The sequence below is a fragment of the Pseudomonas sp. NPDC090233 genome, assembly GCF_044772285.1.
In the GTDB taxonomy this organism is placed as follows: Bacteria; Pseudomonadota; Gammaproteobacteria; order Pseudomonadales; family Pseudomonadaceae; genus Aquipseudomonas.
Window position 1 is genome coordinate 188,716 of record NZ_JBIVYQ010000008.1, and the last position, 18,758, is coordinate 207,473.

General features: G+C 64.5%; 19 protein-coding genes and 1 riboswitch. Of the genes, 8 read left to right on the top strand and 11 right to left on the bottom strand.

Annotated elements, in window-relative coordinates; all coding sequences use genetic code 11:
* Nucleotides 1-117 precede the first annotated feature (117 nt).
* Nucleotides 118-2,292, bottom strand: a complete 2,175-nt coding sequence (locus ACIQUF_RS22645; protein ID WP_403135665.1) for a TonB-dependent siderophore receptor — start codon at nt 2,290-2,292, stop codon at nt 118-120.
* Nucleotides 2,293-2,485: 193 nt separating this feature from the next.
* Between ACIQUF_RS22645 and ACIQUF_RS22650 the strand changes: the two genes are divergently transcribed.
* From ACIQUF_RS22650 to ACIQUF_RS22685, 8 genes are all read left to right on the top strand, one after another.
* On the top strand, nt 2,486-3,178 hold the full coding sequence (locus ACIQUF_RS22650; RefSeq protein ID WP_403135668.1) for a response regulator transcription factor: 693 nt from the start codon (nt 2,486-2,488) through the stop codon (nt 3,176-3,178).
* Nucleotides 3,178-4,524, top strand: a complete 1,347-nt coding sequence (locus ACIQUF_RS22655; protein WP_403135671.1) for a histidine kinase sensor domain-containing protein — start codon at nt 3,178-3,180, stop codon at nt 4,522-4,524. Before ACIQUF_RS22650 ends, ACIQUF_RS22655 begins: the two co-directional genes overlap by 1 nt.
* A gap of 82 nt (nt 4,525-4,606) precedes the next feature.
* Nucleotides 4,607-5,497 carry an alpha/beta hydrolase gene (locus ACIQUF_RS22660; RefSeq protein ID WP_403135674.1) on the top strand — a complete coding sequence of 297 codons (891 nt, stop codon included), beginning with the start codon at nt 4,607-4,609 and terminating at the stop codon, nt 5,495-5,497.
* A gap of 58 nt (nt 5,498-5,555) precedes the next feature.
* Nucleotides 5,556-5,697, top strand: a riboswitch (FMN riboswitch).
* An 80-nt stretch (nt 5,698-5,777) separates the two neighbouring features.
* Nucleotides 5,778-6,428, top strand: a complete 651-nt coding sequence (gene ribB, locus ACIQUF_RS22665; RefSeq protein ID WP_403135677.1) for a 3,4-dihydroxy-2-butanone-4-phosphate synthase — start codon at nt 5,778-5,780, stop codon at nt 6,426-6,428.
* 190 nt (nt 6,429-6,618) lie between these two features.
* A complete protein-coding gene (locus ACIQUF_RS22670) occupies nt 6,619-6,861 on the top strand; it encodes an exodeoxyribonuclease VII small subunit (protein ID WP_008092375.1) in 243 nt (80 codons plus the stop codon).
* Complete coding sequence (gene ispA, locus ACIQUF_RS22675) at nt 6,858-7,745, top strand: (2E,6E)-farnesyl diphosphate synthase (protein WP_403135682.1); 888 nt, start codon at nt 6,858-6,860, stop codon at nt 7,743-7,745. Before ACIQUF_RS22670 ends, ispA begins: the two co-directional genes overlap by 4 nt.
* Before the next feature lie 101 nt (nt 7,746-7,846).
* Nucleotides 7,847-9,742, top strand: a complete 1,896-nt coding sequence (gene dxs / locus ACIQUF_RS22680) for a 1-deoxy-D-xylulose-5-phosphate synthase (protein ID WP_403135685.1) — start codon at nt 7,847-7,849, stop codon at nt 9,740-9,742.
* Between the two features lie 106 nt (nt 9,743-9,848).
* Entirely contained in the window at nt 9,849-11,720 is a 1,872-nt protein-coding gene (locus tag ACIQUF_RS22685; protein WP_403135688.1) for a TonB-dependent receptor domain-containing protein, read from the top strand.
* Here ACIQUF_RS22685 and ACIQUF_RS22690 read toward each other — a convergent pair.
* From ACIQUF_RS22690 to ACIQUF_RS22735, 10 genes are all read right to left on the bottom strand, one after another.
* A complete protein-coding gene (locus ACIQUF_RS22690; RefSeq protein WP_403135691.1) occupies nt 11,698-12,498 on the bottom strand; it encodes a cobalamin-binding protein in 801 nt (266 codons plus the stop codon). The two genes, ACIQUF_RS22685 and ACIQUF_RS22690, sit on opposite strands and share 23 nt — an antisense overlap.
* On the bottom strand, nt 12,498-12,917 hold the full coding sequence (locus ACIQUF_RS22695; RefSeq protein ID WP_403135694.1) for an MFS transporter: 420 nt from the start codon (nt 12,915-12,917) through the stop codon (nt 12,498-12,500). The genes ACIQUF_RS22690 and ACIQUF_RS22695 overlap by 1 nt, the downstream gene beginning before the upstream one ends.
* A complete protein-coding gene (gene ribA, locus ACIQUF_RS22700; RefSeq protein WP_403135697.1) occupies nt 12,914-13,531 on the bottom strand; it encodes a GTP cyclohydrolase II in 618 nt (205 codons plus the stop codon). The genes ACIQUF_RS22695 and ribA overlap by 4 nt, the downstream gene beginning before the upstream one ends.
* 121 nt (nt 13,532-13,652) lie before the next feature.
* Nucleotides 13,653-14,396: a substrate-binding periplasmic protein gene (locus ACIQUF_RS22705; RefSeq protein ID WP_403135700.1), complete on the bottom strand. Its 744-nt coding sequence runs from the start codon at nt 14,394-14,396 to the stop codon at nt 13,653-13,655.
* A gap of 16 nt (nt 14,397-14,412) precedes the next feature.
* Complete coding sequence (locus ACIQUF_RS22710) at nt 14,413-14,916, bottom strand: phosphatidylglycerophosphatase A (RefSeq protein WP_313714135.1); 504 nt, start codon at nt 14,914-14,916, stop codon at nt 14,413-14,415.
* Nucleotides 14,913-15,872 carry a thiamine-phosphate kinase gene (gene thiL / locus ACIQUF_RS22715; RefSeq protein WP_403135703.1) on the bottom strand — a complete coding sequence of 320 codons (960 nt, stop codon included), beginning with the start codon at nt 15,870-15,872 and terminating at the stop codon, nt 14,913-14,915. The genes ACIQUF_RS22710 and thiL overlap by 4 nt, the downstream gene beginning before the upstream one ends.
* Before the next feature lie 18 nt (nt 15,873-15,890).
* Nucleotides 15,891-16,391: a transcription antitermination factor NusB gene (gene nusB, locus ACIQUF_RS22720; protein ID WP_400798789.1), complete on the bottom strand. Its 501-nt coding sequence runs from the start codon at nt 16,389-16,391 to the stop codon at nt 15,891-15,893.
* On the bottom strand, nt 16,388-16,864 hold the full coding sequence (gene ribE / locus ACIQUF_RS22725) for a 6,7-dimethyl-8-ribityllumazine synthase (RefSeq protein ID WP_317660021.1): 477 nt from the start codon (nt 16,862-16,864) through the stop codon (nt 16,388-16,390). The genes nusB and ribE overlap by 4 nt, the downstream gene beginning before the upstream one ends.
* A gap of 92 nt (nt 16,865-16,956) precedes the next feature.
* Nucleotides 16,957-18,048 (bottom strand): bifunctional 3,4-dihydroxy-2-butanone-4-phosphate synthase/GTP cyclohydrolase II, encoded by a 1,092-nt coding sequence (gene ribBA / locus ACIQUF_RS22730; RefSeq protein WP_387530108.1) that lies wholly within the window; start codon nt 18,046-18,048, stop codon nt 16,957-16,959.
* 18 nt (nt 18,049-18,066) lie between these two features.
* A complete protein-coding gene (locus tag ACIQUF_RS22735) occupies nt 18,067-18,732 on the bottom strand; it encodes a riboflavin synthase (protein ID WP_403135708.1) in 666 nt (221 codons plus the stop codon).
* Nucleotides 18,733-18,758: the final 26 nt, after the last annotated feature.

Genomic DNA, 18,758 nt, shown 5'->3' on the forward strand with positions numbered 1-18,758 from the left:
ACCGGGCCAGACTAGGCCGCAGCGAAAACCACCGCAATGGCGCAAAGGCGGTGAGAAGCTATTTCAGAAATAGACTACAAGCAACGGTAAAAATCTGATGATTCCCGGGCAGTCACGTCAGAAATCATACCGCGCCCCCACCATCATGCTGCGCGATGGCCCATAAAAGTTGAACGTCGAAGTCGACCCCACCCGCGACAGGTAATCCCGGTCGAACAGGTTGTTGACGTTGAACGTCGCGGTTAGCTTCGAGGTCACCGGATACGACAACATCGCATCCACCGTCGCATACCCCGGTGCATCGATGCGCACGCCGCCGTTCTCGGAGTAGAAGTTGCTCATCGCCGAAACCCCACCGCCGATGGCCAGCCCGGTCAGCGGGCCTTGGCTGATGGTGTACTTGCTCCACAGCGACGCCTGGTTGCGCGGCATGATGAAGAACGTGGTTTCGGCGTCACCATCGACGGTCTCGGTTTCCATCCAGGTGTAGCCCGCCAACAGTTCCCAGTTCGGGGTGAGCTTGCCGCTGACTTCCACTTCGGCGCCTTTGACGCGGGTCTTGCCGGAAGCGACGGAGAAGCCGGTGTCCACGCCATCTTCATCGTATTCGGTGCTGGCGCGGTTCTTGTCCGTCAGGCGGAAGACCGAGAAGCGCGTATTGAGATCGCCACCGAAATAGCTGCTCTTCAGGCCGAATTCGTACTGCTCGCCCTCACGCGGTTTGAGCACCCGTCCATTGCTGTCGGTGTCCGACTGCGGCTTGAACACCTGCGAATAGCTGGCGTACAGCGCATGGTTTTCGGTCAGGTCGTAGACCGCGCCAGCATATGGCGTGAAGCGGCCATCCACCCGTTTGTCGTCGTCAACCGTCGACCCGCTGCTCAGGGTCGTGGTGTAGAAATCACCGCGATACCAGCTGAAGCGGCCACCGGCAATCAGCGCCAGGCGCTCGATCGGGCGGAAGGTGACCTTGGAATACAGGCCGTATTCTTCCTCTTGCATGCCGGTTTCGGTGCTGTAGTTCGGCGACGGCTTGGCGAAGCGGGTCGGCGTGTAGGTGTTGACGTTGATGGCACCGAGGTTTGTGGTGCCATTGAGGTACTCGGTGTCGTAGTTCTTGTAGTCGGTGCCGACCACAAACTCGCTGACCTGGCCGAAAGTTTCGAACGGCTGGCTGTAGCTGGCGTCCAGCGAGTAGGTGTCCTGGGTGAAGTCACGGGCGCTGGCGCGCTCGGAGTTGGCCCCGGTGGTGGCGTTGGTCGCGGTGAAGGCATACAGGTAATTGGTGTCGCGGTGCGAGCCACGGGCAGCGATGCGGCCATAGCCGCCATTGTCGAAGCGGTGCGTCAGCTCGGCCACCAGGTCGGTGGTCTTGCCGTCGAAGTAGTTCCAGTCGGCGCCGAGGAAGCGCGAATGGCTGAAGTCAGGGACTTCACCGGACAGCGTGGCCGGGTAGCCGTTGTGCGGGGTGATGTTCTTCACTTCGTGGATCAGGCCGAACGACAGTTGAGTGTCGTCGTCCAGGTCGATATCCAGCGCGCCGTAGTAGCTGTTGCTGGTGTTGGCGTTGTAATCGACTTCGCCATTGGTGTCGTCACGCGAGGCGATGAAGCGTCCGCGCACGCGGCCCGCCTCGTCCAGCGGCCCGCTCAGGTCGATTTCTTCGTGGTTGGTGTCCCAGGTGCCGTAGCTGCCTTCGACATGCCCCTGGAATTCGGCGGTCGGGCGTTTGCGCACCATGTTGACGATGCCGCCCAGCTCGCTGGTGCTGCTGAACAGCCCGGCCGGGCCGCGCATGATCTCGACCCGGTCGAAGGCCGCCAGCGACGGCACGGTGCCGAAGATACTGGCCATCGGCGCCGGCAGGCCGTCGATGTTGAATTCGCTGTACTCGTAGCCACGGGCGTAGATCGACGAGCGGCCGCTGTCGTTGGTCAGCGTACGCAGGCCTGCCGTGTATTTGGCCAGGTCATCCAGGTGTACGAACTGGCGGTCCTTGACGTAGTCCTGGGTGTAGACGGTGATGGATTGCGGGATGTCCTTGAGCGCTGCAGGGGTCTTGGTGCCCACGGTGGCGGCGTCGACGCTGTAACCACCGGTTTGCTCCGAAGGCAGCATGTCGTACAGGCGGTTGCCTTCGATGGTCAGTGCCTGCAGGTCCAGCGAATTGCCCTCGGCTGCCTGGGTCGCTACCGTTTCAGCCAGTGCCGACAACGAAAATGGCGCCAGCAAACCCACAACCAACCATCCGCGAACCCGTCGCGTGCTCCCCACACGTTTAAAACCGCTCATGACACACCCTTCGCCCAAATGATATTTAATCGCAAACGAAACACGTTGCTTTTTGCGAAAGATACCGGACGAAAACCGGGGGTGCAGCAGACTTAACCTTCTTAACACATGCAGCTTGCACGGGACGATTGCCCTTCACCTACGTGCAATGGGATGATCGCCAACTGATACGAATTCTCATTCAAGACCCGCCATGCCCACCTCACTCCTGCTCGTCGAAGATGACTCACGCCTACGCGAGGACTTGCACCGCCACTTCCTCAACCGGGGATTCCAGGTGCACGACTGCAGCACCGGTACCAGCGCCCTGAGTGCTGTGCAGCAAAGCCGTTTCGACCTGGTGCTGCTGGACATCATGCTGCCCGGCATCGACGGTCTCAGCCTGCTCGACGAACTGCGTCGGCAGCAGGCTGTGCCGGTGATGCTGATGTCGGCCCTGGGCGCCGAGCAGGACCGCATCAGCGGCTTTACCCGCGGTGCAGACGATTACCTGCCCAAGCCCTTCAGCCTGGCGGAGCTGGATGCGCGAGTCGATGCTCTGCTGCGGCGCGTGGCCTTTGGTCGTGGGGCGGTCACTCACAGCGAGGCCAGCCAGCTGGTGTTCGACCAGGACCTGCAGGATGTGCTGCACCACGGCAAAGCCGCCGGCCTCACCACGTCCGAGTTCCGCTTGCTGGCGACGCTCAGCGCCCACCCTGGCGAGGCTTTGAGCAAAGCATTCCTTTACCAGACCGTGCTGCACCGGGCGTACACGCGCCTGGACCGCGGGCTCGACGTGCATGTGTGCAACCTGCGCCGCAAGCTCGCCGACATCGCCGCCCAGCATGTGCAGATCCAGGCCGTGCGCGGTCAGGGTTACATCCTGGTCGACACGGACCAGCCCTGATGCGCCGCCACCCGTTGCTGTGGAAGCTGGCGGCCCTGCTGGTCAGCTTCTGCCTGCTGCTGACCTGGCTGATCTGGACCTGGGGTCTGTCGGTGGAACGCAGCACCTATTTCCTGTCCCAGGCCGACCAGGATTACCTCGCACGCTACGCGCAGCAGGCTGAAGAGGCCTGGCAACAAAGTGGGGCGGCTGGTGCCGAGGCCTACCGTCGTGAACTGGAGCAAGCAGAAGACACATGGGCGGTGTTGATCGGCCCGCATCTGCAAAGCCTCGGCACCACGCCGCTGACTGCCGAGGAAGCCAGCCACCTGACCTTCATGCGCAAGCTCAGCTGGCCGATGAGCCGGCGCCTGCGCGATGAGCTGCCCTACGTCAGCATCGACTTCCCGCAGCACCCTGAAAACGGGCGACTGGTGCTGCAACTCCCCGAGCGCCTGTTGCCGACAGGCCTGACACCCTGGACCCACGTAATCACCCACGGCGTCGCCCCCACGCTGCTGGCCTTGCTGTTGGGCCTGGCGATCTATCGACAATTGATCGTACCGCTGAACCGCCTGCGCGACCGCGCCGACGCCTTGCGCGCGGACGACCTGGACAGCCCCGGCCTGCCGCTACAAGACCGCCGCGACGAGCTGGGCGAACTGGCGCAGGCCTTCGAACACATGGCCGGGCGCCTGCGCCAGAGCCTGGAGCAGCAACGCTTGCTGTTGCGCACGCTGTCGCACGAACTGCGCACGCCGTTGGCGCGGCTGCGCATCGCTCACGACAGCGACTTGCCGCCTGAGCAAATGCGCGAGCGCCTGGATCATGAAGTCAACGACATGCAAAAGCTGCTCGAAGACACGCTAGACCTTGCCTGGATGGACACCGAGCAACCGCAACTGCCCACCGAGCCAGTGTTGATTGTGTCGGTCTGGGAAGCGTTGTGCCAGGACGCCTGCTTTGAAAGCGGCTGGGACCGCGCGCGCCTGCCCTGCTCGCTCGGCACCGATTGCCGGGTGCAGGTGCATCTGGACAGCCTGGCCCAGGCGCTGGAAAACCTGATGCGCAACGCCATTCGCCACTCGCCCGCCGATGGCCGGGTCTGCCTCGATGGCTGGCGTGAGGGCGACTGCTGGCACCTGCGCCTGAGCGACCAGGGCCCCGGCGTGCCACAAGCGGACCTCGAACGCATCTTCCAGCCCTACCAACGCTTGCAAGGCAGCGGCGCAGGCTTCGGCCTGGGCCTCGCCATCGCCCGCCGCGCGGTCGAATTGCAAGGCGGCCGGCTGTGGGCCAGCAATGGCCAGCCTGGCCTCTGCCTGCACCTGTTGCTGCCGATCGCCCAGGAATGTTTAGAAAGTTAATGCGCTTTACGCTCAATCAGGACTGATTATCATCATCGCTCAAACGCCTTGCGCCCCTCGCAAAGCCCCAATGAGACGCCTGATGAGCACGATCACCCTGTCCCTGGCTTTGGCGCTGGCCCTCGCCACCCCGGTCGCCCTGGCGCAGCCCGAGCGCGAACAGAAAATGGACACCTCGTTGCTGCAGCGCCAGGACCTGGCCTACCGCTTCAGCCGCCTCGATCTGGATTCGGCCGATGGCCAGCGCCATTACCGCCTGTGGATTGGCAAGCCGGATCGCCCCGCGCCCGCTGAGGGCTATCCGGTGCTGTGGATGCTCGACGGCAATGCCGCACTGGGCGCCCTGGACAGCGCGCAGTTGAGCAAGCTCGCCGCTGGCCAGGCGCCCCTGCTGGTGGCGGTGGGTTACCAGACCGAGCAGCGCATTGAGCGTGCCGGGCGTACCTACGACTACACCCCGGCAATTCCTGGACTGTCAGAACAGCGCGACCCGCTGACGGGCCAGCCGAGCGGTGGCGTGGATGCATTCCTTGACCTGCTGACCCAGCGCATGCGGCCGATGGTGGCTGGCGTGGCACCCATCGACCTGCAGCGCCAGACACTGTGGGGGCACTCCTACGGCGGCCTGGCCGTGCTCCATGCACTATTTACCCGGCCTGGCGCTTTCAGTGACTACGCGGCGGCCAGCCCGTCATTGTGGTGGCATGACGGGGCGATCGTTCGTGAAGCGCAAGGGCTGCAACAGCGCTTGGCTGGCAGCCGCCCGGCGCTGTTGCTGATGCGCGGAAGTGATGAGCCTTCGAACCCGCGTGCCCGAGTGAAAGGCGATGTGGAGCGGCCAGCGCGGGAGCTGGCCAAGGACTTGGCCAAGGTGCCTGGGTTGCAGGTGCGCTACGAACGTTTCGAGGGGCTGGGGCACGGGCCCATGCTGCCGGCCTCGCTGAAGACCGTAATCGAAGGCATGTCCCGGTAATCGCCAAAGGTCGTAGATCATCGGCTTGCCAGCACCGTGGCACTCTGCGGTATGCTTGCCCGGTCTTCAGGGCGGGGTGAAAGTCCCCACCGGCGGTAAATCGAAAGATGAGCCCGCGAGCGCCCCGGCCATGCCGGGGGTCAGCAGATCTGGTGCGACTCCAGAGCCGACGGTCATAGTCCGGATGAAAGAAGGCGTCAGCCAAGGGCCGTTCGGGCGCCCTTGCGCGCGCATTTTGATCGCCCCGAGACGTTCATCGATCATTCACGAGGAGCGTTTCATGTCCCCCAAGCATCACCAGCAATTCCCCAATGTGTCCGCCGCCATCGCCGCCTTCCAGGCCGGCCGCCCCGTGCTGCTGCTCGACGATGACGACCGCGAGGACGAAGCCGACATCGTCGCCGCCGCCGAAAACCTGTCGCTGCAGACGATGGCCATGATGATCCGCGACTGCAGCGGCATCGTCTGCCTGTGCCTGGACGAAGCCACCGTCGATGCCCTGCAGCTGGCGCCGATGGTGCAGAACAACCAAGCCCGCCACGGTACCGGCTTCACCGTCACCATCGAAGCGGCCGAAGGCGTCAGCACCGGGGTTTCGGCCCAGGACCGCATTACCACCATCGAAGCCGCGCTGCGCTCGACGGCCGAGCAGCGGCATATCGTCAGCCCCGGCCACGTGTTTCCGTTGCGCGCGCGGGACGGTGGCGTGCTGACCCGGCGTGGCCATACCGAAGGCTCGGTAGACCTGGCGCGCCTGGCCGGGCTGCGCCCAGCGGCGGTGCTGTGCGAACTGATGAACCCCGATGGCAGCATGGCCCGGGGCGAGCAGGTGGCGGTGTATGCGCGGCAGTACAATCTGCCAGTGCTGACCATTGCCGAGCTGGCGCGGTGTCGGGAGGCGATGGTGGAGTTGGAATCCGAACTCGCCTGATGCACTGTGTGGGGCCGCTTTGCGGCCCTTTTCGCGGCTGAAGCCGCTCCTACAGGTACCCCACCAGCCTTGAGTATCTGTGGGAGCGGCTTCAGCCGCGAAGAGGCCCTCAAACTTTGCCGAAGTTTGCTCCCCCCGCCCCGCTCTGCTAACGTCGCGCCGTTCCGACCCGCTACCGAGACCCGTCGCCATGGCCCGCAAAAAAGCCTCCATCGATTTCGAGCAATCCCTCGCCGACCTGCAAGCCCTGGTCGAGCGCCTGGAGAACGGCGAGTTGTCGCTGGAAGACTCGCTGGCCGCCTTCGAGCAGGGCATCGCGCTGACCCGCGATTGCCAAGGCGCCCTGGCCCAGGCCGAGCAGAAAGTGCAGATACTGCTGGAGCGTGACGGCGAGCTCGCCGCGCAGCCCTTCGATGCGGAGCCTGAAGCATGATCAGCGCTTACCAGGCCAGCTGCCAGGCCCGCGTCGACGCCGCCCTCGAACCCCTGTTCATCGCGCCTTCCAAAGAGCTTGAGCGGCTGTACGCCGCCATGCGCTACAGCGTGATGAACGGCGGCAAGCGCGTACGCCCGCTGCTCGCCTATGCCGCCTGCCAAGCCTTGGGCGCGCCGGCCGAACAAGCCAACGGCGCGGCCTGTGCGGTGGAGTTGATTCACGCTTACTCGCTGGTGCATGACGACCTGCCGGCCATGGACGACGACGACCTGCGCCGTGGCCAGCCGACCACCCACAAAGCCTTCGACGAAGCCTGCGCGATCCTCGCTGGCGACGGCCTGCAGAGCCTGGCCTTCAGCGCCCTGCTCGACCCACGCCTGAGCCCGCTGCCCGACAGCATCCGCCTGACCATGGTCCAGGCTCTGGCCAAGGCGGCCGGCCCGGCCGGCATGGTCGGTGGCCAGGCCATCGACCTTGGCTCGGTGGGCCTGAAGCTCGATCAGCAGGCACTTGAATTCATGCACCGGCACAAGACCGGCGCGCTGATCGAAGCCAGCGTACGCCTCGGCGCCCTGGCCAGCGGCCGCGCCGAACAGGCCCAGCTGGACGCCCTGCAAACCTATGCACAGGCCATCGGCCTGGCCTTCCAGGTGCAGGACGATATCCTCGACGTGGAAAGCGACACCGCCACCCTCGGCAAACGCCAGGGCGCTGACATAGCTCGTGACAAACCAACCTACCCGGCCCTGCTGGGCCTGGAGGCGGCCAAGGCCTATGCGATCGAACTGCGCGACCAGGCGCTGGACGCCCTGCGAGGCCTGGGCGAAAACGCAGAACCCCTGCGGGCGTTGGCGCGCTATATCGTCGAACGCCGGCATTGATCGGGGCCGCTCTGCGGCCCAACAGCACACCCGTCTGAATGGGCAGTATTTCCCACAATGGGGTAAACTGCCGCGTCTTAACACCTATAACGACTCGCCTGATGCCCACGACGTTTCAAGAGATCCCCCGCGAACGCCCGGTCACGCCGTTGCTCGACCGCGCTGACACGCCTGCAGGCCTGCGCCGGCTGGCCGAAGCCGACCTGGAGACCCTGGCCGACGAGTTGCGCCAGGAGCTGCTGTACACCGTGGGTCAAACCGGTGGGCACTTTGGTGCCGGCCTGGGCGTGATCGAACTGACGATCGCCCTGCACTACGTCTTCGACACCCCGGACGACCGGCTGGTGTGGGACGTCGGCCACCAGGCCTACCCGCACAAGATCCTCACCGGCCGCCGTAACCGCATGCTGAGCCTGCGCCAGAAGGATGGCATCGCCGCCTTCCCGCGCCGCAGCGAAAGCGAATACGACACCTTTGGCGTCGGCCATTCCAGCACCTCGATCAGCGCCGCACTAGGCATGGCCATCGCCGCCCGCCTGCAGAACAGCGCGCGCAAGTCGATCGCGGTGATTGGTGACGGCGCGCTGACCGCCGGCATGGCCTTCGAGGCGTTGAACCACGCCCAGGAAGTCAACGCCGACATGCTGGTGATCCTCAACGACAACGACATGTCGATTTCGCGCAATGTCGGCGGCCTGTCCAACTACCTGGCCAAGATCCTCTCCAGCCGCACCTACGCGAGCATGCGCGAAGGCAGCAAGAAGGTGCTGTCGCGCCTGCCTGGCGCATGGGAAATCGCCCGCCGCACCGAGGAATACGCCAAGGGCATGCTGGTCCCAGGCACCCTGTTCGAAGAGCTGGGCTGGAACTACATCGGCCCGATCGACGGCCACGACCTGCCAACCATGATCGCCACCCTTCGCAACATGCGTGACCTCAAAGGCCCGCAGTTCCTGCACGTGGTGACCAAAAAGGGCAAAGGCTTCGCCCCGGCCGAAATCGACCCGATCGGCTACCACGCCATCACCAAGCTCGAACCCGCCGACAAGCCAGCCGCGCCGAAAAAGGCCAGCGGGCCGAAATACTCCGCAGTGTTCGGCCAGTGGCTTTGCGACATGGCCGCCGCCGACAATCGCCTGGTGGGCATCACCCCGGCGATGAAGGAAGGCTCCGACCTGGTCGACTTCAGCGAACGCTATCCCGAGCGCTACTTCGACGTGGCCATCGCCGAACAGCACGCGGTGACCCTGGCCGCAGGCATGGCCTGTGAAGGCAGCAAGCCGGTGGTGGCGATCTATTCGACCTTCCTGCAGCGCGCCTACGACCAGCTGATCCACGACGTCGCGGTGCAGAACCTCGATGTGCTGTTCGCCATCGACCGCGCCGGCCTGGTCGGCGAAGACGGCCCGACCCACGCGGGCAGCTACGACCTGTCGTACCTGCGATGCATCCCGGGCATGCTGGTGATGACGCCGAGCGACGAGAACGAACTGCGCAAGATGCTCAGCACCGGCCACCTCTACAACGGCCCGGCGGCGGTGCGTTACCCGCGTGGTACCGGCCCCAACGCGCCGATCAGCGGCGACCTGGAACCGCTGGAAATCGGCAAGGGTGTGGTTCGCCGCCAAGGCGAAAAAGTTGCTTTGCTGGTGTTTGGCGTGCAGCTGGCCGAAGCCCTGCAAGTTGCCGAGCAGATCAATGCCACCGTGGTCGACATGCGCTTCGTCAAACCGCTGGATGAGGCGTTGGTGCTTGAGTTGGCTGCCAGCCATGAATTGCTGGTGACCATCGAAGAGAACGCCATCATGGGCGGTGCGGGCGCTGCCGTGGGCGAGTTCCTGGCCAGCCAGTCGGTGATCAAACCGTTGCTGCACCTGGGGCTGCCGGACATCTATGTCGAACATGCCAAGCCTGCGCAGATGCTGGCTGAGTGTGGGCTGGATGCTGCTGGGATCGAAGCCTCGGTTAAAGCCCGGATGGCCAAGCTCGGCCTTTAAGGCCTCTTCGCGGGGCAAGCCCGCTCCCACAGGATTGCCGCAGTTCTTGAATACTGTGCAGTCCCTGTGGGAGCGGGCTTGCCCCGCGAATGCCATGGAACTGCCCATGAAGAAATTCGCTTGTACCGCCCTGCTCTGCGCCCCCACATTCATCTTGGCCGCCGAACGCGACGACGCCCTGAAACTCCCCGACGTGCTGATCAGCGCCAACCGCCAAGTCGAATCGCGCACCGCCACTAGCGCCGCCAACACCGTCTTTACCCGCAAAGACATCGACCGCCTGCAACCCACCAGCGTCACCGACCTGCTCGCCCGCGTACCCGGCGTACAAGTCGCGCCCACCGGTGGCCGTGGCAGCTTGCCGGGCATCTTCATCCGCGGCACCAAGGCCGCACAAAGCCTGGTGCTGGTCGATGGCGTGCGCATTGCCAATGCCACCTCCGGCGACAGCGGCCTGCAGTTTCTCGATGTCGACCAGATCGAGCGCGTCGAAGTGCTGCGCGGCTCGCGCTCGGCGGTCTATGGCAGCGATGCCATCGGCGGCGTGATCCAGATTTTCACTCGCCGCAGCAGCGGCCCCGGCCTGCAACCGCGCCTGCGCCTGGCCGCCGGCAGCAACCAGACCTGGCAACGCAGCCTGGGCCTGTCTGGCGGTGATGGCGCCACGCGCTTCAACCTCGGCGCCAGCCTGGACGAGACGGCGGGCATCGATTCCACCGGGCCGTCCTTCGCCAGTGACGGCGACCACGACGCCTACCGCGACAAGTCATTCAACCTGAGCCTGAGCCACACCTTTGGCGAGCGTTTCGAAACGGGCCTGAACCTGCTCGACAGCCGTGGCCGCAGCGAGTACGACAACCCATTCGGCGGTTTCGACCCGGTCACCTTCGAAAGCTTCGGGCAAAAGCCCTACACCGACTTCAACGTCAGCAGCCTGGGCACCTATTTCGACGCCCAGCTGAATGACGTGTGGCATTCGCGCCTGGAGCTCGGCCATAGCGAAAACCGCGACGACAAGCGCGACAAGCTCAGCGACGAACGTTTCGTGTTCAACACCTACCGCGACCAGGTCACCTGGCAGAACGACCTGGCCCTGACCGATCAACACAGCCTGCTGGTCGGTGGCGACTGGTATGAAGACCGGGTGCACGGCAGCACTGACTTCACCGAGGACAGCCGCTGGAACCGCGCCGCGTTCGTCCAGCACCGCTTCAGCGGCGAGCACTTCTCCACCGAACTGGGCATGCGCCGCGACCAGAACCAGCAATTCGGCGGCCAGACCACCTGGAGTGGCAGCCTGACCGTGCCGCTGAATGCGCATAACGACGTGCTGCTGTCCTACAGCGAAGGCTTCCGCGCCCCGACGTTCAACGACCTGTACTACCCGCAGTTCAGCAACCCGGACCTGGACCCGGAGCATTCCAAGAGCTATGAGTTGCAGTGGCGCAGCCAGCTGAGCCGCAACAGCCGCCTGGAAACCTCGCTGTACCGCACCGACCTGCGCGATGCGATCATCTTCGGCCAGGACTCGATCCCGCGTAATGTCGCCTCAGCGCGCATCAACGGCTTCGAAATGGCCCTGGACCAGCAGTGGGGCGAATGGCGCAGCCAGCTCGGCCTGGCCTTGATCGACCCACGTGACCGGGACAGCGGCCACACCCTCGCCCGCCGCGCGCGACGCACCCTGAGCCTGGACCTGGACCGGCAGTTCGAGAGTTTCAGCGTTGGCGGCAGCTGGCAAGCCGTGAGTGCCAGCTATGACGACGAGGCCAACCGCAATCGCCTGGGCGGCTACGGTCTGCTGGGCCTGCGCGGCAGTTGGGCGGCGACCGATGAGGTGAAGCTGGAATTGAAACTGGATAACCTGCTGGACAAAGGCTACAGCCGCGCACTGTATAGCTACCAAGGGGCCAGCTACGGCTACCGTGAAGAAGGCCGCACAGCCCTGTTCAGCGTCACCTGGACCCCGGCGCTTTAGCCGCAAGCAGCGCGCACAGGCGGGCGGTGGCTTCGATCATCTGCCCGCTGGGCCGCTCCAGACCTTTGTCGGGCACTACCAGCAAACGCGCTTTGAGCAGTGGCCAGGCCTTCCAGCTGAGCAGCTGCGCCGCATCACCGGCCAGGATTACCTGCGGATCGCGCAGCAGCACCGATTCAACATTCACCTGCGGCGCTGGCTGGCTCAGGTCGGCGAAGATGTTACGCGCCCCGCACACGGCCAGGGCATCGCTGACCACCTGATGCCCACCCAGGGTATACAACGGCCGGTCCCATACCTGATAGAACACCCGCAGCGGCTTCTCACGCCGGTACTGCTGGCGCAACTGCTGCAGACGCTCGCGCAACAGCTGGACATATTCCCGCCCGTGCTCTGCCCGGCCAACACGTACGGCAAGGGCCTCAATCTGTTCGATTAGCTGGTCAAGGGTGTGCGGTTCGGCACTATAGGTCGCGATATCCAGGCGCTTGAGCTGATCGAGCTGAGCCGCAGCCACACCCCCAGGCCAGAACAGCAGCAGGTCCGGTTTGAGGCTGAGCAGGCGCTCCATGTCCAGTTGCCCCTGGCGCCCTACCGAAGGCAGGTCACGCAGCGCCGCCGGCCGCTCGCCGCCGTCGAGCACACCCACCAGCAGGTCATCGGCCTGCAGTTCGAGCATGATCTCGCTCATCGAGGGCGCGAGGCTGACTACACGCAGCGGCTCACCCGCCTGGGCAGTGCAGGCCAGCAGCGCCAGCAGGCAAAGCAGGACGCGCATCAGCCCAGCTGACGCGGAATGCGGTAGAGGTAAAGAATCACCGCCGTGGACAACGCCAGGAGGATCTGCGGCACCGCCTCAAGCCCCACCAGTACCGACAACGCGGCGACCCACGCAGGGATGCAGGCGAACAGCATGGCCATGCGCCGCACGCGCGCCAGATCGATCCAGGCGGCAGGTTCTTCAGCCGTACCCATGACCTTGGAGGTGTCGATCAAGGCACGCTTGTAGGCGCCAAAGCGCGGCAGGCTGAGGAACATGGTCGCCGCACCGGCGATGAACAGCGGCATGGCCAGCACCGGGATCAGCGCATCGCCACCGCCAAAGGCCCAGGCCATCACCGGCAGCGGCACCAGGCCGACCGCCAGGTACTGCCACCAGGCCAGCGCCAGGCGCCGCTTCACCTCGCCACGGGTCACGCCTGGGGCACCTCGCCCTGGTGCTCGTTACCCAGCATGTGGCCGAGTTTGTCGGCCTTGGTCGCCAGGTAATAACGGTTGTGCGGGTTGTGCCCGGTGTGCAGCGGCACGCGCTCGGCGACCTTGATGTTCATGTCGGTCAATGCCTTGACCTTGCGCGGGTTGTTGGTCATCAGGCGCAGCGATTTCACGCCCAGATGCTCCAGCATCGGCAGGCAGATCGCATAGTCACGCTGGTCGGCGGCAAAGCCCAGGCGCTCGTTGGCCTCGACGGTGTCGGCGCCGCCGTCCTGCAGCTCGTAGGCGCGGATCTTGTTCAACAGGCCAATGCCACGGCCTTCCTGGCGCAGGTACAGCAGCACGCCACGGCCTTCACGGGCGATGGCCTGGAGGGCAGCTTCCAGCTGCGAACCGCAGTCGCAACGCTGGCTGAACAGGGCATCGCCGGTCAGGCACTCGGAGTGCAGGCGCCCCAGCACCGGCTCGCCGTCGCCGATATCACCCAGGCTGAGCACCACGTGCTCACGGCCGGTGGCTTCTTCGAGGAAACCATGCATGGTGAAAGTCGCAAAGGGGGTCGGGAGTTTAGAGGCGGCAACAAAGACGACGGGCACGTTGTGCTCCTGGATAAGTAGGAAATTTCTCGTGAAGCGATTGTATCAGCAGGTCGGCGCCTGCGCGCCGGTTGAATACCGTCGGTTAAGATCGAAAAGTTCGATGCTTAGCAGCGTCAAATCATTGTGGCTGGCTGTTGGTGGCGAATGGATACGGCTGCTTCCAATGCTCGAAAATCGGTCGTAACTCGCCACTGCGTACCAGCTCAGCCATGCGCTTATCGAACAGGTCGCGCAGGGCTTTGGCCTGGTCGTTGCGGGCGAAGGCCAGGTAAAGCGGCAACTCGGCCACATGGGTGCGGCGGAAGCGTTCGGGGTGTGGGCTCTGGCCGAGCACGTAATCGACTTCGGTCTGTGCATCGATGTAGAAGTCCACGCGGTCATGCTCAAGCATCGGCAAGATGCCCTCCCGGCGCTGGATCTCGCGGAAGTTCTTCACGTTGGGGAGATAACTGCCGTAGTCGTAGCCGCGCACCCAGGCCAAACGGTACTGACCCACGGTATCCAGGGTCGGCACCGGTTTGCCGGCAAGGCCCAGGGCATAGATATGGTCCATATCGAAGTGCCAGCGCGGGTAGAGGTTGTCGTCGTTCTCGTCCTTGTATGACCCAACCCAGGCATCGGCCTCGCCACGTTTGACCAGACCGACCGCACGGCTGTAGGGCGCGCTTTGGGGAACGACCTTGACCCCGGCCGGCTCGAACACCTTGCGCAGGACGTCCCAGGCTACTCCGCTGCCGTCGGCATTGGTGTAGTCGAGCCACTCTTCGCTGACCAGGTGAATCTGCTTCGGCACGCCTTCAGCCGCCGCCACCCAAGGGACAAAACTCAGCAAAATTGCCAGCAGCACAGTCCTTATGGCCATCGAAGCGCTCCCTGTTTCAGCCAACCGCCCACACCAGAACCTGCATGCCCAGCCAGGCGAACACGCCGGCCAGGATATCGTCGAGCATGATGCCGACACCGCCGTGCACATGGCGATCGATCCAACGAATCGGCCACGGCTTGAGGATGTCGAAGAAGCGGAACATCAGGAACCCGGCGAGGATCCACTGCCACCCTTCTGGCACCAGCCACAGGGTGATCCACATGCCGACCATCTCGTCCCAGACAATGCCTTCATGATCGTGAACGCGCAAGTCATTGGCCACCTTGCCGCACAGCCAGAAGCCAAACAGCATGGTCACGCCCAACAACAGCCAGTAGCCCCAGTCGGGGAGCATCTGCCACAGCGGGATGAATGGGATCGCCACCATCGAGCCCCAGGTGCCGGGGGCCTTGGGCAAGGTGCCGGAACCGAAGCCAAAGGCGATGAAGTGCCACGGGTTGCGCCAGACCGAGGGCGGAACGAACTCCGCAGGCACCTGGTTCGGGTGGTCGGTCACGGTGTCTCCCTAAAGTGTTGATAGCCCCGCTGTACGGGGGTGATGTCCTGGCCCTGCGGGTTTAGCAGGGTCACGCCCTGCCCTTCACGGACCTGGCCGATAACATACACACCAGCGTCGACCAAAGATGAAAGCGCTTCAGCCGGTAGCGTGAAGGCCAGCACGTAGTCGTCGCCGCCGATGAGCGCCGCCTGCACCGCCGCTTCGCGGCCAAGAAAGGCTTCTAATGCAGGAGACACTGGCACCTGTGCCAGGTTCACCTCAAGCGCGACCGCCGACGCCTTGGCGATATGCCCGCAGTCGGCAAGCAGGCCGTCGGAGATGTCCAGCGCCGCCGTGGCCAGGCCACGCAAGCGCAGGCCGAGGTCGAGTTGGGGCTGCGGCGACCAATAGTGCGCCAGCAGCGGCTCGGCCTGCTCGGCCGGCGCTTCGCGCTCGCCCAGCACCAGCGGCAACGCCCCGGCAGCCTTGCCCAGCACGCCGCCGACACACAGCAGGTCGCCCGGACGAGCGCCGCTACGGCGCAACGCCTGGCCGGCCGGCACACGGCCGAACACGGTCACGGTAATGCTCAGGGGACCGCGAGTGGTGTCGCCGCCGATCAGGCTCATGCGGCAACGCTGGGCCATGCGGCTGAGGCCGTCGGCAAAGGCTGCAAGCCAGTCCGGGCCAACGTTGGGCAGGGTAAGTGCGAGGGTAAAGCCGATGGCGTGGGCACCCATCGCCGCCAGGTCGCTGGCCGCCACGGCCAATGCGCGCTGGCCAAGCAGCTGAGGGTCGCAGACCGCCGGGAAGTGCACCCCGGCGACCAGGGTGTCGGTCGACACCGCCAGTTGTTCGCCGGGGGGAAGGTCGAGCAGCGCGCAGTCGTCGCCGATGCCCAGGGCCACGCCCTCGCCACCCTGCGCACAAGGCGCGGCGGCGAAGTAATGGTTGATCAGCTCGAACTCACCCATGGCTCGACAGCGCCAGGATCAGCGCTTGTTCGCCTTGACTTCTGCTTCGCGCAGCGAAGGCGCCAGCTTGTCCAGCACGCCGTTGACGAACTTGTGGCCGTCAGTGGCGCCGTAGACCTTGGCCAGTTCCACGCCTTCATTGATTACCACGCGGTACGGCACGTCGACGCGCTTGATCAATTCCCAGGTGGACAGGCGCAGCACGGCCAGTTCGACCGGATCGAGCTCTTCCATGGCAATGGTCATGCACGGCTTCAGCGCGTTGTCGATTTCGCCCTTGATCGCCGGAACCCCATGCAGGATCTCGCGGAAATAGGCACCGTCGACATCGGTGAAATCGTTATCGACCCGGAACTGCGCTTCGATCTCGTTCAGCGAATGCTGGGCCATGTGCCATTGGTACAGGGCCTGGGTCGCGAGCTTGCGGGCTTCGCGGCGCTTGGCGCTTTTCGATGGCTTGCCGGCATCCGCAGGTTTTGGATCGCGCGGGTTGAAACGATCGCTTTCGTCGCTAATCACTTGGCCTCCAACTGCGCCAGCAGGCTGACCATTTCCAGAGCGGACAGGGCAGCTTCAGCACCTTTGTTACCGGCCTTGGTGCCGGAACGTTCGATGGCTTGCTCGATGGAGTCGACGGTCAGCACGCCGAACGCCACAGGCACGCCGAACTCCATGGACACCTGGGCCAGGCCCTTGGTGCACTCGCCCGCCACGTATTCGAAGTGCGGGGTACCGCCACGGATCACGGCGCCCAGGGCGATGATCGCGTCGTATTCACCCTGCTGGGCGACTTTCTGTGCCACCAGCGGGATTTCGAACGCGCCCGGGGCACGGATGATGGTGATCTCGCTTTCGCTGACACCGTGGCGTACCAGGGCATCAACGGCGCCGCTTACCAGGCTTTCGACAACGAAGCTGTTGAAGCGGCCAACCACCAAAGCATAGCGACCTTTGGGGGCGATGAAGGTACCTTCGATGGTCTTCAGGGTCATTCCGATATTCTCATGTTCAAGAGCGAGGCCGCATACAAGCGGCCTCGGCAGGGGTCTGGACTCGAGCTTAAGGGCGTCAATGCCGCCTCAAGTCACTCGGAGGGCACGTATTCTACAACTTCCAGATCGAATCCGGATATCGCATTGAACTTCATCGGCGAACTCATCAGGCGCATCTTGCGCACACCGAGGTCACGCAGGATCTGTGAACCGGCGCCGACGGTGCTGTAGGTGGTCGGGGCTTTGGTCGGCGCATCACCCGCACTTTCGCGGATGTGCGCCAGCAGCACGTCGCCATCCAGCGGGTGGCCCAGCAGCAGCACCACGCCGCTGCCGGCCTCGGCTACGGCGGACATGGCAGCGCGCAGGCTCCAGCGCCCCGGTTGCTTGACCATCAGCAGGTCGCGCAGCGGGTCCATGTTGTGCACACGCACCAGGGTCGGCTCTTCGGCGCAGATCTTGCCCAGGGTCAGGGCCATGTGCACGTCGCCTTCCACCGCGTCGCGGTAGGTGACCAGGTTGAACTCGCCCAGCTCGCTTTCGATCGGCTGCTCGGACACGCGCTGCACGGTGCGCTCGTGGATCATGCGGTAGTGGATCAGGTCGGCGATGGTGCCGATCTTCAGGCCGTGCTCGGCGGCGAACACTTCCAGCTCGGCGCGGCGCGACATGGTGCCGTCGTCGTTCATCACTTCGCAGATCACGCCGCTCGGCTCGAAGCCGGCCATCCGCGCCAGGTCGCAGGCGGCTTCGGTATGGCCGGCGCGGGCCAGGGTGCCGCCAGGCTGGGCCATCAGCGGGAAGATGTGGCCGGGGCTGACGATGTCTTCGGCCTTGGCGTCCTTGGCGGCGGCAGCCTGCACGGTGCGGGCGCGGTCGGCGGCGGAAATGCCGGTGGTGACACCTTCGGCGGCTTCGATCGACACGGTGAACTTGGTGCCGAAGCCCGAACCGTTGCGCGGCGCCATCAGCGGCAGCTTCAGCGTTTCGCAGCGCTCGCGGGTCATCGGCATGCAGATCAGGCCACGGGCATGCTTGGCCATGAAGTTGATGTGCTCAGGCAGGCAGCACTCGGCGGCCATGATGATGTCGCCTTCGTTCTCGCGGTCTTCGTCATCCATGAGGATGACCATTTTGCCCTGGCGGATATCTTCGACCAGTTCTTCGATGCTGTTGAGCGCCACGCGGCACCCCCTTCTCAATCAGGATTTCAAGAAGCCGTTGGCGGCCAGGAAGCTTTCGGTGATGCCACTGCCCTTGCTCGGTTCGGCCGCCTTGTCGCCCAGCAGCAGACGCTCCAGGTAACGGGCCAGCAGGTCGACCTCAAGGTTGATCCGACGCCCTGCGCGGTAGTCGGCCATGATGGTTTCGGACAGGGTGTGCGGGACGATGGTCAGCTCGAATTCGGCGCCATCGACCTCATTGACCGTCAGGCTGGTGCCGTCGACGGTGATCGAGCCCTTGTGGGCGATGTACTTGGCCAATTCCTTGGGCGCACGCACGCGGAACTGGATGGCGCGAGCGCTATCGCTGCGCGAGATGATTTCGCCGACGCCGTCGACGTGGCCGCTGACCAGGTGGCCGCCCAGGCGGGTGGTTGGGGTCAGGGCTTTCTCCAGGTTGACCTTACTGCCGCTCTTGAGGTCGATGAAGGCGGTGCGCTTGAGGGTTTCAACGCTGACGTCGGCCCAGAAACCATCGCCTGGCAGCTCGACTGCGGTCAGGCACACGCCGTTGACGGCGATGCTGTCGCCGAGCTTGACGTCGCCCAGGTCGAGCTTGCCGGTCTCGACGTAGACGCGCACGTCACCGCCCTTGGGGGTCAGGCTGCGGATGGTGCCGATGGATTCGATGATGCCGGTGAACATGGGGTCTTCCTCAAAAACGGGTTGCG